Origin of the sequence: Vibrio agarivorans, assembly GCF_030409635.1 — a bacterium.
Classification (GTDB): domain Bacteria; phylum Pseudomonadota; class Gammaproteobacteria; order Enterobacterales; family Vibrionaceae; genus Vibrio; species Vibrio agarivorans.
The window spans coordinates 1189159-1203067 of the sequence record NZ_JAUFQF010000004.1; the positions used below are offsets into that span (position 1 = coordinate 1189159).

General features: G+C 47.5%; 10 protein-coding genes. 5 read left to right on the top strand and 5 right to left on the bottom strand.

Annotated elements, in window-relative coordinates; all coding sequences use genetic code 11:
- Positions 1 to 7: 7 nt before the first annotated feature.
- The 3 genes from QWZ05_RS14040 to argE all read right to left on the bottom strand — a co-directional run bounded on the left by QWZ05_RS14040 (position 8) and on the right by argE (position 5784).
- Positions 8 to 544 carry a PadR family transcriptional regulator gene (locus QWZ05_RS14040; RefSeq protein ID WP_264874389.1) on the bottom strand — a complete coding sequence of 179 codons (537 nt, stop codon included), beginning with the start codon at positions 542 to 544 and terminating at the stop codon, positions 8 to 10.
- A gap of 366 nt (positions 545 to 910) precedes the next feature.
- A complete protein-coding gene (ppc, locus tag QWZ05_RS14045; RefSeq protein ID WP_290299004.1) occupies positions 911 to 3544 on the bottom strand; it encodes a phosphoenolpyruvate carboxylase in 2634 nt (877 codons plus the stop codon).
- A gap of 1103 nt (positions 3545 to 4647) precedes the next feature.
- Positions 4648 to 5784 carry an acetylornithine deacetylase gene (gene argE / locus QWZ05_RS14050; RefSeq protein ID WP_290299006.1) on the bottom strand — a complete coding sequence of 379 codons (1137 nt, stop codon included), beginning with the start codon at positions 5782 to 5784 and terminating at the stop codon, positions 4648 to 4650.
- Between the two features lie 151 nt (positions 5785 to 5935).
- Between argE and argC the strand changes: the two genes are divergently transcribed.
- The 4 genes from argC (at position 5936) to argH (ending at position 11229) form a co-directional block, all read left to right on the top strand.
- Positions 5936 to 6946 carry an N-acetyl-gamma-glutamyl-phosphate reductase gene (argC, locus tag QWZ05_RS14055; RefSeq protein ID WP_264874386.1) on the top strand — a complete coding sequence of 337 codons (1011 nt, stop codon included), beginning with the start codon at positions 5936 to 5938 and terminating at the stop codon, positions 6944 to 6946.
- A gap of 11 nt (positions 6947 to 6957) precedes the next feature.
- Positions 6958 to 7737 (top strand): acetylglutamate kinase, encoded by a 780-nt coding sequence (gene argB / locus QWZ05_RS14060; RefSeq protein WP_290299009.1) that lies wholly within the window; start codon positions 6958 to 6960, stop codon positions 7735 to 7737.
- 78 nt (positions 7738 to 7815) lie between these two features.
- On the top strand, positions 7816 to 9036 hold the full coding sequence (locus tag QWZ05_RS14065; protein WP_264875445.1) for an argininosuccinate synthase: 1221 nt from the start codon (positions 7816 to 7818) through the stop codon (positions 9034 to 9036).
- Positions 9037 to 9354: 318 nt separating this feature from the next.
- A complete protein-coding gene (argH, locus tag QWZ05_RS14070; protein WP_290299011.1) occupies positions 9355 to 11229 on the top strand; it encodes an argininosuccinate lyase in 1875 nt (624 codons plus the stop codon).
- 303 nt (positions 11230 to 11532) lie between these two features.
- Here the strand turns inward: argH and QWZ05_RS14075 are convergent, their stop codons facing one another.
- Positions 11533 to 11775: a DUF3624 domain-containing protein gene (locus QWZ05_RS14075; protein ID WP_290299013.1), complete on the bottom strand. Its 243-nt coding sequence runs from the start codon at positions 11773 to 11775 to the stop codon at positions 11533 to 11535.
- Positions 11776 to 12024: 249 nt separating this feature from the next.
- Complete coding sequence (locus QWZ05_RS14080; protein WP_290299015.1) at positions 12025 to 12774, bottom strand: glutathione peroxidase; 750 nt, start codon at positions 12772 to 12774, stop codon at positions 12025 to 12027.
- 151 nt (positions 12775 to 12925) lie between these two features.
- Here QWZ05_RS14080 and oxyR point away from each other — a divergent pair, with 151 nt between their 5' ends.
- Positions 12926 to 13810, top strand: coding sequence for a DNA-binding transcriptional regulator OxyR (gene oxyR / locus QWZ05_RS14085; protein ID WP_290299018.1), 885 nt, complete (start codon positions 12926 to 12928; stop codon positions 13808 to 13810).
- Positions 13811 to 13909: the final 99 nt, after the last annotated feature.

The following is a 13909-nucleotide window of genomic DNA, read 5'->3' on the forward strand; positions in this document are numbered from 1 at the left end:
TTTTCAATTACATCAAGTCAAGTTCAGCTTTGACTTCTTCTGCCCACTCAATCCAAGCTTGACGAAGCTTAGTGTTGCGGCGCAGGGTTAAACGCTCTAGGCGGCGCTGCTTGTCCAGCACTTTAGGGTCGCCGTAGTAGGCGTGTTCAATTTCGTTGTAATGCTCAACGAAGCGATGCGCCTCTTCGATCAGCATATTCAGTTGTGCCTTAAACGGTTCTACTTCTTCAACAGCGCAGACCATTAATTTCGCACAGAACTCATCACGAACGGTCGTTTCAGCAGTCGGTTGTTCAAACCATACACCGAGGGCTGCTCTACCTGCATCAGTAATAGAGTAAACCTTGCGGTCGGGTTTGCCTTCTTGAGGCTCTAAAACACAAGATACTTGGCCACTTTGAGCCATCTTATTTAGTTCACGGTACACCTGCTGGTGGCTCGCTTTCCAGAAGTATCCAATGCTCGAAGAGAACTCTTTTGTAATGTCGTAGCCCGTCGCATCGCGCGTGCTCAACACTGTCAGTATTACGTGAGGTAGTGACATGTTTATATCCAAAATACTAATAAACAAAAATTAACAGTAAGCAAAAACCAAGTCTGCTCTTATGGCATTTGTCTTGATCGTTTTCACTTATGCCCACTTTTATCTGTGGGAAATGTCACCTTAATGTAAGCCGGTTTTCACCTAGGGTGAGTCGCTTATTGAATTAGCAACTTCATATTAGCCGCATAGTATACCTAAACAGAAGTGTAGGTGTAGAGTGGAATATATGCAAAATGGCAAGGAAGTGATGATTTTGTCAGTAACTGTCTGACTTTGTTATAAATAAAAAATCCCTGCAACGTGTCCAATTAACACTTTTTACAGGGATTCTCAAAGTTGCAATGCTACTTGTGTCGCAATGTCGTGTTATCCAGTATTACGCATACCAGCAGCGATACCCGCAATGGTTACCATCAAGGCTTCTTCAAGTTCAGGATCCGCCTCTTCGGTTTGACGCGTACGGTAGAGTAGTTCTGCTTGCAGCATGTTCAATGGCTCAACGTAGATGTTACGCAAGCGAATCGACTCTTGGCCCCAAGGGTCGCTTTGCATCAAGTTCTCGTTGTTTTCTACATTCAGTACTGCTTTGATGTCGGTTTGCAGTTGATCGCGTAGGCGATCACCTAAACGCATCAGCTCTGGCTCGACTAAGCGCTCGTCGTAGTAGCGAGAGATCTCGATATTACATTTTGAGTACACCATCTCAAGCATACCAAGACGTGTTGAGAAGAATGGCCATTCACGACACATCTCTTCTAAAAGACCAAGGTGGCCTTTATCGATAGAGTACTGAATTGACTCACCGGCGCCTAACCAAGCTGGCAATACCAAGCGGTTTTGGCTCCATGAGAAGATCCAAGGGATCGCACGTAAGCTTTCAACGCCGCCGTTTGGGTTACGCTTAGCTGGGCGAGAGCCTAGTGGCAGTTTGCCGAGCTCAAGCTCAGGCGTAGCTTGGCGGAAATAAGGAACAAAGTCCGCTTCACCACGAACAACGTTGCGGTAAGACTCGCAAGACACCTCAGACAGCACTTCCATCAGCTCGCGCCAATCTTGTTTTGGCTCTGGTGGTGGCAGAAGGTTCGCTTCCAGGATCGCACTGGCGTACATGTTGAAGCTGTTGACGGCTACCTCAGGTAGACCAAGCTTAAAGCGAATCATCTCGCCCTGCTCTGTAACACGCAGGCCGCCTTTCAAGCTCTTTGGTGGCTGAGAAAGTAGGGCTGCGTGCGCAGGCGCACCGCCACGACCGATAGTACCACCACGACCGTGGAACAGTGTTAGGTCGATGCCTTCTTCTTCGCCCACCTTAACCAGCGCTTCCATCGCGCTGTATTGCGCCCAACCGGCTGCCATTGCACCTGCATCTTTTGCAGAGTCTGAGTAGCCAATCATGACCATCTGGTGGTTTTGAATAAAGCCACGGTATAGGTCGATGCTCATCAGTTGCTTGATAACACTTTCCGCGTTGTTTAAGTCTTCTAGCGTTTCAAACAGTGGGCAGACATCCATGCGGTAAGGGCAACCTGACTCTTGCAGAATCAGGTGTACAGCCAATACATCGGATGCGGTACGCGCCATTGAAATCACATAAGCACCGAACGCTTCACGCGGCTGAGCCGCAATGATCTTACAGGTATCAATGACCTCTTGAACCTGTTCTGAAGGTTGCCAGTCACGTGGGAAAAGAGGGCGCTTAGAGTTTAGCTCTGAAGTGAGGAACGCCACCTTGTCTTGTTCGCTCCACTGATCGTAATCGCCTAGGCCTAGGTAACGCGTCAGTTCAGAAAGAACATCAGAGTGACGTGTACTTTCTTGACGAATATCGAGACGAACTAGGTGCACGCCAAATGCTTTTACACGGCGCAGAGTATCAAGCAGTGAGCCTTCTGCGATGATGCTCATGCCACACTCGTGCAATGATTGATAACACGATAGAAGAGGTTTCCACAGTTGGTCGGCGTTTTGTAGTGGAGCTTTGACTGCAAGCTTTTGACCATTGATCTTCGCATCAAGGATCTCTTTTGTCTCTTCAAGCAGAGCACGCAGCTGTTTTAGAATGCAGCGGTACGGTTCGTGAGACTCTTCACCTGCTAGTGCGCGAACTTCATCGTTGCACTTAGTCATTGAAAGCTCGGTAATAAGCTCATTGACATCTGAAAGGTAAAGATCAGCCGCTTTCCAGCGAGACAGAAGCATCACTTCACGTGTGATGGTGTGCGTCACAAACGGGTTACCGTCGCGGTCACCACCCATCCAAGAAGAGAAGTGAACCGGACGAGCATCAAGAGGCAAGCCTTCACCAAGGTAGTCTTTCAATCGACCATCAAATTCACGCAAAAATTCAGGCACAGCTTGCCACAGCGAATTTTCCACCACAGCGTAGCCCCATTTCGCTTCATCAAGAGGCGTCGGGCGCTGCTTACGTATGACATCTGAGTGCCAGCTTTGGGCAATCAACTGCTCTAGACGGCGCTCAGTTTTTTGGCGCTCACGAATAGAGAGATCGTTCAACTCAAGATCAGACAGACACTCATTGATCTTCACCAGCTTGTTGATCATGGTGCGACGCGTGATTTCGGTTGGGTGTGCGGTTAGCACAAGTTCGATGTTGAGGTCGCGGATCGCTTGAGCGGTATCTAGCTTGCTAACATCTTGCTGAGCAAGCTTAGAGAATAAGGTATTGATGGTGTCAGGTTCACACACGTGTGCATCACAGTGACGTGAAATTGTGTGGTACTGCTCTGCCATGTTGGTCAGATTCAAGAACTGGTTAAAGGCACGAGCAACGGGTGTCAGTTGATCATTAGGTAGCCCTTTGATCTCATCAACCAGTTTTTCTCGGTCTGCTTTACTGCCTGCACGAGCTGATTTGGATAGCTTACGAATGGTCTCTACTTTCTCAAGAATCGCATCACCGTGTGCGTCTCGGATAGTGTTACCAAGTAATCGACCCAACATGCTTACATTGCTTGTGAGTGCAGCGTACTTCTCGTTCATAACGTCCTGCCTTGTAAAAAAATTACATCCAATGTTTATCTTCAAGGTGACAATCTAGCGAAAAATATCGCCATTAGTCAAATAATGTGAACTTATCACGGCAAAATGTCGAGATGTGGAAAGTTATTTTGAAAATTTATTACGTAAAGTTTGTTTTACTCCTCCCCCTTATCAAGGGGGAGGCTGGGAGGGGGTTAAAAGGCCAGAGCCACATCTGCAAGTGTTGGCGTGAGCTGATAAATCGCTTTAACCCCACCCTAACCCTCCCCTTGATAAGGGGAGGGGACTAAGAGCGAGAAACACAACGTATGTTATTTTTGCACCTCCCCCTTATCAAGGGGGAGGCTAGGAGGGGGTTAAAAGGCCAGAGCCACATCTGCAAGTGTTGGCGTGAGCTGATAAATCGCTTTAACCCCACCCTAACCCTCCCCTTGATAAGGGGAGGGGACTAAGAGCGAGAAACACAACGCATGTTATTTTTGCACCTCCCCCTTATCAAGGGGGAGGCTGGGAGGGGGTTAAAAGGCCAGAGCCACATCTGCAAGTGCTGGCGTGAGCTGATAAACCGCTTTAACCCCACCCTAACCCTCCCCTCGATAAGGTGAGGGGACTAAGAGCGAGAAGCACAACGCGTGTTATTTTTGCACCTCCCCCTTATCAAGGGGGAGGCTAGGAGGGGGTTAAAAGGCCAGAGCCACATCTGCAAGTGCTGGCGTGAGCTGATAAATCGCTTTAACCCCACCCTAACCCTCCCCTTGATAAGGTGAGGGGACTAAGAGCGAGAAACACAACGCGTGTTATTTTTGCTCCTCCCCCTTATCAAGGGGGAGGTTGGGAGGGGGTTAAAAGGCCAGAGCCACATCTGCAAGTGTTGGCGTGTGCTGATAAATCGCTTTAACCCCACCCTAACCCTCCCCTTGATAAGGGGAGGGGACTAAGAGCGAGAAACACAACGCATGTTATTTTTGCTCCTCCCCCTTATCAAGGGGGAGGCTGGGAGGGGGTTAAAAGGCCAGAGCCACATCTGCAAGTGTTGGCGTGAGCTGATAAACCGCCTTAACCCCACCCTAACCTTCCCCTTGATAAGGGGAGAGAACTAAGAGCTAGAAGCAGTACTCGCGAATCGCTTTACTTAAAACATCAATCGTTGGCTCAATAAAATCCAGCGAGAGAAACTCATCTGGCTGGTGCGCTTGGTCTATCGAGCCTGGGCCCATCACCAATGTCGGACAAAGTTGTTGCAAGAAAGGCGCTTCAGTACAGTAATTCACTGTTTCAGAGCTGCATTCAGCGATACGCTCAATACTGCCAATAAACGGGTGGTCATGTTGACACTCATAGCCGGGGATAGGCTCATGCAGCGCGGTAATAGAAATGCGTCCAGGCCATTTTGCTTCGACCTCTTTTAACGCATCACGCAACATATTGTCTAACCCATCAAGGCTGATGCCGGGTAAAGGACGAACGTCATAGTGCAGTTCACAGCAGCCACAGATGCGGTTGGCGCTGTCACCACCGTGAATATGACCAAGGTTCAATGTTGGGCTTGGGATAGCAAATCCCGGATGGTGGTATTCTTTTACTAACCTATCGCGCAGCTTCATCATAGCAAACAACACTTCGTGCATGATCTCAATCGCGTTGACACCGAGAGCTGGGTCAGATGAGTGTCCTGACTTACCAGTGACACGAATCGCATTGGCCACATGACCTTTGTGCCCACGAATGGGTTTCAAGCTCGTAGGCTCACCAATGATGCAGTAATCCGGTTTAAACGGTGCCGTCTCGGTAAAGTGACGAGCGCCGAGCATGGTGGTCTCTTCATCACATGTCGCTAACACATACAATGGTTTTTGCTGCTGGCTCCAGTCGGTTTTCTTCACCGCTTCAATAATAAAGGCAAAGAAGCCTTTCATATCCGCAGTGCCTAGACCGTAGAAGCGTCCGTCTTTTTCGGTGAGAGCGTGTGGGTTAAAGCTCCAACGGCCCTCGTCAAAGGGCACGGTATCGCTATGACCGGCGAGCAGCAAGCCACCTTCACCGTTGCCCATCTTTGCCATCAGGTTGTATTTACCTGGTTCGACTTGTTCAGTTTCGACAGCAAAGCCTAAATCGGCAAACCAAGTCGCCATCATTTCAATGACTTTGGCGTTGCCTTGATCCCAGCTTGGGTCAGTCGAGCTAATAGAAGGGGTCGAAATCAGCCCTTGATAAACGTCGATAAATTGAGGTAATTGCATATTCTCTTTACTTTCCCTGTTGACAGAGTGTGAAATTGACGGTAAAACGGATATTAAATCATTTTTAATGAATAAAAAATCAAAATAAAGCAAATATTTTAGATTTGTAGTCATTAGCAACGCAGTAAACAAACCAGATGGAACCGGTAAGATGTCAAAGCGATTAAAAACAGCCATTGTCGGCGCAAGTGGATACACCGGAGCGGAGTTGGCTCTCATGGTGCACAAGCATCCAAACCTCACGCTAGCAGGTTTGTATGTGTCCGCCAATAGCTTAGATGCCAATAAACCGATTGCCCAGCTACATGGCAAGCTTGACGGCATTATTGATGCTCCTGTGTTACCACTGACGGATGTGGCCGAAGTCGCACAGAGCTGCGATGTGGTTTTTCTTGCTACCGCTCATGAGGTGAGCCATGACCTTGCGCCAGTCTTTCTGCAATACGGCTGTCAGGTGTTTGACTTATCCGGTGCTTATCGTGTTAGAAGCCAAGCATTTTATAGTGACTTTTATGGCTTTGATCACCAATTCGACCAACACCTGGAAAATGCCGCATACGGCTTAGCAGAGTGGAATGAAGAGGCGATTCAACAAGCGAACCTTGTTGCTGTTGCGGGTTGTTATCCAACGGCTTCACAACTGGCCATTAAGCCATTAATTGTTTCTGGTCTATTGGATAGCGCACAATGGCCTGTCATTAATGCCACAAGTGGCGTGTCTGGGGCAGGTCGTAAAGCGACAATGACGAATAGTTTCTGTGAAGTGAGTCTGCAGCCTTACGGCGTGTTTAATCACCGCCATCAGCCAGAGATTGCTGCGCACTTAGAGCAGGATGTTATTTTCACGCCCCATTTGGGCAGCTTCAAGCGTGGCATTCTTGCGACGATCACCATGAAGTTGCAAGCCGGCACAACAGCAGAGCAAGTTGAACAGGCTTTCATTGCGGCGTATCACGACAAGCCGGCCGTGCGTATTAAAGATGCCATTCCTCGCCTGCAAGATGTTCAGTACACCCCTTTCTGCGATATTGGCTGGAAGGTTCAGGGTGAACACATCATCGTGGTTTCTGCGATTGATAACCTACTAAAAGGTGCTTCTAGCCAAGCGATGCAGTGCCTAAACATTCATTACGGCTTTGAGCCACTAACCGCATTAGTGTAAGGAGATTCATCATGACGACACCTCTAGTGATCAAACTTGGCGGCGCAGCACTCTCTTGCACCGATACGCTGCAGCAACTCTTTTCTGCTATTGCTAACTATCAACAACAAGCACAGCGCCAGATTGTGATTGTTCATGGTGGTGGCTACTTGGTCGATGACTTGATGAGTAAGCTCAATCTTGAGACAGTGAAGAAAGAGGGCCTGCGTGTCACGCCTTACGAGCAGATTCCTGTGATTGCGGGTGCACTAGCCGGTACAGCAAATAAGCTACTGCAAGGCCAAGCGATTGCAGCAGGCCTTAAAACAGCAGGCTTGAGCTTAGCAGATGGCGGTTTGTGTCAGGTACAAGAGCTTAACCCAGAGCTAGGTGCTGTCGGCAAAGCAACACCGGGCGATTCAGCGCTTTTACAAGCGGTTCTCACTAGTGGCGCACTACCCATTATTAGCTCGATAGGCCTAACGGATGCAGGGCAGTTGATGAATGTAAATGCTGACCAAGCGGCTGTGGCCGTTGCAGGCGCACTGGATGCTGATTTAGTGCTTCTATCGGATGTGAGCGGCGTGTTGGATGGTAAAGGGCATCTGATGCACTCGCTTGATGAGCAGCAAGCCCATGCTTTGATAGAGGGCAAGGTCATCACTGATGGCATGATTGTGAAAGTTGAAGCGGCGCTTCAAGCTGCGCAGGAGCTAGGTCGCTCAATTGAAGTTGCCAGCTGGCGTTATCCAGACCAACTCAAAGAATTATTTGCGGGTAAGAATATCGGTACCCAGTTCTTGCCAAGCTAAACCAAATCAATATAACGGATTTAAATGTAAACCTCCCCACGGGCCGCCAAGCTGAGTGTGGGAACACGGAGAAATATGATGAGTAAAGTTCAAGTAAATAAAGTTGTTGTCGCATATTCTGGCGGTCTTGATACGTCGGTAATCATTCCTTGGCTCAAAGAGAACTACGACTGTGAAGTGGTGGCGTTTGTCGCGGATGTCGGCCAGGGCGAAGAAGAGCTAGAAGGTATCGAAGCGAAAGCAAAAGCGTCAGGTGCCTCTGAGTGTTACATTGCTGACCTAAAAGAAGAGATGGTGGCGGAATACATCTACCCAACACTAAAGACAGGCGCATACTATGAAGGCAAATACCTGCTAGGGACATCAATGGCGCGTCCTATTATTGCTAAAGCACAGGTTGAAGTTGCACGTAAAGTCGGTGCTGACGCATTGTGTCACGGCTGTACAGGTAAAGGTAACGACCAAGTACGTTTTGAAGGTGCATTTGCAGCTCTTGCACCAGACCTACATGTGATTGCCCCTTGGCGTGAATGGGATCTTGTGAGCCGTGAAGAGTGTCTCGACTACCTTGCTGAGCGTAATATCCCATGTTCTGCTTCTCTAACTAAAATCTACTCTCGTGACGCGAATGCTTGGCATATCTCAACTGAGGGTGGTGTGCTGGAAGATACCTGGAATGCACCAAATGAAGATTGCTGGGTTTGGACAGTAGACCCAGAGCAAGCGCCGAATGGAGCGGAGTACGTCACACTCAAAGTAGAAAAAGGCGAAGTGGTTGGTGTCGATGGTGAAGCAATGACACCATACAACGCCCTAGTTTACTTGAATGAAAAAGGCGCGAAACACGGTGTGGGTCGTATCGATATCGTAGAAAACCGCCTTGTTGGCATGAAGTCTCGTGGCTGCTACGAAACTCCGGGAGGCACTATCATGATGGAAGCGCTTCGCGCCGTTGAGCAGTTGGTTCTTGATAAGTCATCGTTTGAGTTTCGTGAAGAGCTAGGTGTGAAAGCGTCTCACCTTGTCTATGATGGCCGTTGGTTTACGCCACTGTGTAAGTCAATTCTGGCAGCATCAGAAGAGCTTGCTCAAGACGTGAATGGCGAGGTGGTGATTAAACTCTACAAAGGCCAAGCTACTGTGACTCAGAAGCGCTCAGACAACAGCCTATACTCAGAAGAGTTTGCAACCTTCGGCGAAGATGAGGTCTACGACCAAAGCCATGCTGGTGGCTTTATTCGTCTTTACTCACTATCAAGCCGCATTCGTGCTTTGAATGAGGCGAAGAAAGAGAAGTAGGTCGTCAGATAAAGGTTTACCTTGAAGCACTAACGAAACAGAAAGGCTGTGATTATTGTCACGGCCTTTTACTTCTTGGTTGAAAGGTGTAAGGGAAACAGCCATTCTCACTTCTCACTTCTCACTTCTCACTTCTCACTTCTCACTTCTCACTTTCCACACAATGTAGCGCTATGAATATTTATGTAAAATAAATGAATTAATACTTCCAATTTGTTCTCTTTTGCCGTAAGTTTGAACCATACCAAAAAAGACATGGATTTAAATCAGGGCTAAGCTTCGCTTATGCAGTGATTAGTGAGCATTAGGAGAGTGACAATGGCATTATGGGGCGGAAGATTTACCCAAGCGGCAGATACGAGATTCAAAGATTTTAACGATTCACTTCGCTTTGATTATCGATTGGCCGAGCAAGATATTGTTGGCTCTATTGCTTGGTCTAAGGCACTGCTATCTGTTGACGTATTGACCGAGGATGAGCAGCAAAGACTAGAACTTGCCCTGAATGAGCTAAAGCTTGAAGTGATGGAAGACCCACATCAGATACTGGCGTCTGATGCAGAGGATATTCACTCATGGGTTGAGCAGCAGCTGATCAGCAAAGTCGGTGACTTAGGTAAAAAACTTCACACTGGCCGTTCTCGTAACGACCAAGTCGCGACAGATTTGAAACTCTGGTGTCGTCAGCAAGGTCAGCAGCTTCTGCTAGCTCTAGACCGCCTTCAATCTCAAATGGTTTCGGTTGCTAAAGAGCATCAAGGCACAGTCCTTCCGGGTTACACCCACTTGCAGAGAGCCCAACCTGTGACATTCGCGCACTGGTGTTTAGCTTATGTCGAAATGTTCGAGCGTGATTACTCTCGCCTAAACGATGCGATTAAACGTTTGGATACGTGTCCTCTTGGCTCTGGTGCCTTGGCGGGTACTGCCTATCCGATGGATCGTGAAAAGCTTGCGCATAACCTTGGCTTTAGAAGAGCAACCAGAAACTCGCTCGACTCTGTTTCTGACCGTGACCATGTGATGGAGCTGATGTCGATCGCCTCTATCTCTATGCTTCACTTATCGCGTCTTGCTGAAGACATGATCTTCTATAACTCTGGTGAGTCAAACTTCATTGAACTTGCGGATACAGTGACCTCCGGATCTTCATTAATGCCACAAAAGAAAAACCCTGATGCGCTAGAGCTTATTCGTGGTAAGACCGGACGTGTCTATGGCTCTTTGGCGGCGATGATGATGACCGTAAAAGCACTGCCTCTTGCTTATAACAAGGACATGCAAGAAGACAAAGAAGGCCTGTTTGATGCGCTTGATACATGGAACGACTGTATGGAAATGGCAGCGTTGTGTTTCGATGGCATCAAAGTCAATGGTGAACGTACTCTAGAAGCTGCGAAGCAAGGTTATGCCAACTCGACTGAGCTTGCCGATTATCTTGTTGCTAAAGGCATTCCATTCCGCGAAGCGCACCACATCGTTGGTGTGGCGGTTGTAGGAGCCATTGCTAAAGGTTGCGCCCTTGAAGAGCTATCAATAGACGAGCTGAAAACCTTCTCAGGTGTGATTGAAGAAGATGTATATGACATCCTCACGATTGAATCCTGTCTTGAAAAACGTAGTGCGTTGGGCGGCGTATCACCAACCCAAGTGAAATTTTCAGTAGAACAAGCTGAGAAGCGTCTTGATGCGCGTGATACCTCTGCGGTGAAAGTACGTGCAGCGCGCTTGACTGATATTGAGTCGCTTGAAGGCATGGTGACTTACTGGGCGAACATGGGTGAAAACCTACCTCGCTCACGTAATGAGCTAGTAAGAGATATTGGCTCGTTTGCGGTCTCTGAACATCATGGAGAGGTGACTGGTTGTGCGTCTTTGTATGTGTATGACTCTGGCTTAGCTGAAATTCGCTCGTTGGGTGTTGAAGCGGGCTGGCATGGTCAAGGCCATGGTACGGCTATTGTTCAGCACTTGGTGGATAAAGCCAAGCAGATGGCGATTAAGAAAGTGTTTGTGCTAACGCGCACGCCAGAATTCTTTATGAACCATGATTTTATCCCGACGTCTAAGAGCTTGTTGCCTGAGAAAGTGCTGAAAGACTGTGATCAGTGCCCTCGCCAACATGCCTGTGATGAGGTGGCGCTAGAAATCAACTTTGCTGAACAACTAATTGCAAAACAAAGTGTTGCGTAAATTTGGTGCAGCATGCCCAAAAAAAGATCAAAAAGATCGAATTTATTGGGAACCAATTAAGAAAGAGCAGGTCTATTAAAGTACCACTGCTTTTTCTTAGAAGAATCTAAGAGAGCCCCGAAATCATATTGATATCGGGGCTTTTTTCTTTTTTGGGGCTTGTGTTTTTGCTTCTCCCCCTTTTCAAGGGGAAGCCGGGAGAGGGTTAAAACGGCGACGGACAAACGCAGGCGCAAAGATGTGTTGATAAACCCTTACAATCCCACCCTGCCCAAGGGAGGGAACCAATAGCGGGCACGTAAATTACTTCTTCCCTCGCATCGGCAGAACAATAAACTTCATCAAAAGATGCAATGCCAACAAAACGTTAAAAGCAAACCCTGCCATCACCAACGTAATTGACTCGATACTTTTCGGATCATCACGAAAGAAAAACCACCACAGCCCCCAGCACGCGACGGATAATACCGTTAATTGATCCATACAGCGCTGACAGCGGCCGATTTTTTTCCAGAACCAATGTTGCTGGCAGTTTTGACAGGACATGAGGTACTCTTGTTGGTTATTGTTTTGTAGTAAGGCGAGTATAACGGCAGGTAAAAAAAATCCCCAACCTTGACAATGAGAAGTTGGGGAAAGGACTTGGACAGTTGTATTAGTTGTTTTTGGAATTCAGTACTCTAAGGTGCTCATCCATGAGCATTTGCTGTTTTCTTAGAGATTTTTAATTTGAAACCTAGGCTTTAAAGATTTAAGCCAAAAGATCGCCTGGGGACCGAGCCCCAAGCCTAGTTATTATTGCGCGAAGTAATTGTCTAGCTCTTCACTACCGCCGATGTGCTTACCACCAATAAAGACTTGCGGTACCGTTGTGCGGCCAGTAATAGCTCGCAGGCTCACAGTTGTTGCATCTTTGCCCAATATAATCTCTTCGTACTGTAGGCCTTGGTCAATCAATGCTTGCTTTGCTTTCACACAGAAAGGGCAACCTGGTTTACTAAATACAGTGATAGATTCTTGCACTTTGTGTGCTGGCGCAATGTGATTGAGCATTGTGTCTGCATCCGAAACTTTGAACGGGTCGCCAGGCTCGTTTGGTTCGATAAACATCTGCTCTACGATGCCGTTTTTCACTAGCATGCTATAGCGCCATGAACGTTTGCCGAAGCCAAGGTCATCTTTATCTACTAGCATGCCCATGCCGTCAGTGAATTCACCGTTTCCGTCTGGAATGAAGGTGATGTTTTCTGCTTCTTGATCTGCTTTCCATGCATTCATCACAAAGGTGTCATTAACTGATACACACAGAATGTCATCAACACCGTGCTCTTGGAAAACTGAAAACAGTTCGTTGTAGCGCGGTAAGTGGCTAGAAGAGCAAGTTGGAGTGAAGGCACCAGGCAAGCTAAATACAATCACGGTTTTATTTTTGAATAGGTCATTTGTTGTTACGTTAACCCACTGGTCGTTCTGGCGAGTTGGGAATGTCACTTGTGGAACTGGCTGACCTACTTTTGCCGCTAATACTTGTTGTTCATTAAACATTGTCGAGTCCTAAATAGAAAAATAAAGAGTAAAAGTTGAGGGCTTAAAGCTGCTCTCTGTTTTGATGGGTTCATTATTACCAAAATGCTTTGATAGGGATAATCGTTTGGTGTTATCGTTTTAATAGGTAAATTCTATTAAAGGCAGAAAAATGAATATTCGTGATTTTGAGTATTTAGTATCCCTTGCAGAGCATAAACACTTTCGCAAAGCCGCTGAGGCCTGTTTTGTCAGTCAGCCAACGTTAAGTGGCCAAATTCGCAAACTTGAAGATGAGCTTGGTACGGCATTGCTTGAGCGTAACAGTCGTAAAGTGTTGTTTACTGACGCAGGCTTACAGCTCGTTGAGCAAGCCAAGAGTATTTTGGCTGAGATAAAACTGTTTCGAGAGATGGCGAGTGGTCAAAACGGAGAGATGATTGGCCCGATGCATATTGGATTTATCCCGACAGTAGGGCCTTACGTGTTGCCAAAGATTATTCCGTCACTGAAAGAGCAGTTCCCAGAGTTAGAGCTGTTTTTGCATGAAGCGCAAACGCATCAGTTAGTGAGTCAGCTGCAAGATGGCAAGCTTGATTGTCTAGTGTTAGCAGCGGTAGCTGAAACAGAGCAGTTTAAAGAAATTGTACTTTATGATGAGCCTATGACACTCGCGGTGCCATGCGATCATGAATGGTCACAGAAAGAGACGATTGAGATGGAACACCTCAATGGTAAGACGGTCTTGATGCTGGGTGATGGGCACTGTTTGCGCGATCAGGCATTGGGCTTCTGCTTTGCTGCCGGTGCGAAAGATGATGACCGCTTCAAAGCGACGAGTCTTGAAACGCTGCGCAATATGGTGGCAGCAGGCGCAGGGATCACCCTGTTACCAGAGCTATCTGTACCAAAAGAAAAAGAGAAGGATGGGGTGTGTTACGTGAAAGCCACTGATCCACAACCTTCACGTCGTATTGTGCTGGCTTATCGTCCAGGGTCACCACTGCGTGGTCGATTCGAGCAATTAGCTAAGTCAATTCAAGAAGCACTAGCGTAGTTTTTTTGCACCTCCCCCTTTTCAAGGGGGAGGCCGGGAGGGGGTTAAAAGGCCTTTGCCACACCAACAAGCATTTGCGTATGTTGACAAGCCGCCTAA

Bases quoted from the DNA above. Each gene is read 5' to 3' on its own strand.
- QWZ05_RS14075 (WP_290299013.1), bottom strand. From the start codon at position 11,775: ATGTCCTGTCAAAACTGCCAGCAACATTGGTTCTGGAAAAAAATCGGC.
- argH (WP_290299011.1), top strand. From the start codon at position 9,355: ATGGCATTATGGGGCGGAAGATTTACCCAAGCGGCAGATACGAGATTC.
- oxyR (WP_290299018.1), top strand. From the start codon at position 12,926: ATGAATATTCGTGATTTTGAGTATTTAGTATCCCTTGCAGAGCATAAA.
- argC (WP_264874386.1), top strand. From the start codon at position 5,936: ATGTCAAAGCGATTAAAAACAGCCATTGTCGGCGCAAGTGGATACACC.
- argE (WP_290299006.1), bottom strand. From the start codon at position 5,784: ATGCAATTACCTCAATTTATCGACGTTTATCAAGGGCTGATTTCGACC.
- QWZ05_RS14065 (WP_264875445.1), top strand. From the start codon at position 7,816: ATGAGTAAAGTTCAAGTAAATAAAGTTGTTGTCGCATATTCTGGCGGT.
- QWZ05_RS14040 (WP_264874389.1), bottom strand. From the start codon at position 544: ATGTCACTACCTCACGTAATACTGACAGTGTTGAGCACGCGCGATGCG.
- ppc (WP_290299004.1), bottom strand. From the start codon at position 3,544: ATGAACGAGAAGTACGCTGCACTCACAAGCAATGTAAGCATGTTGGGT.
- argB (WP_290299009.1), top strand. From the start codon at position 6,958: ATGACGACACCTCTAGTGATCAAACTTGGCGGCGCAGCACTCTCTTGC.
- QWZ05_RS14080 (WP_290299015.1), bottom strand. From the start codon at position 12,774: ATGTTTAATGAACAACAAGTATTAGCGGCAAAAGTAGGTCAGCCAGTT.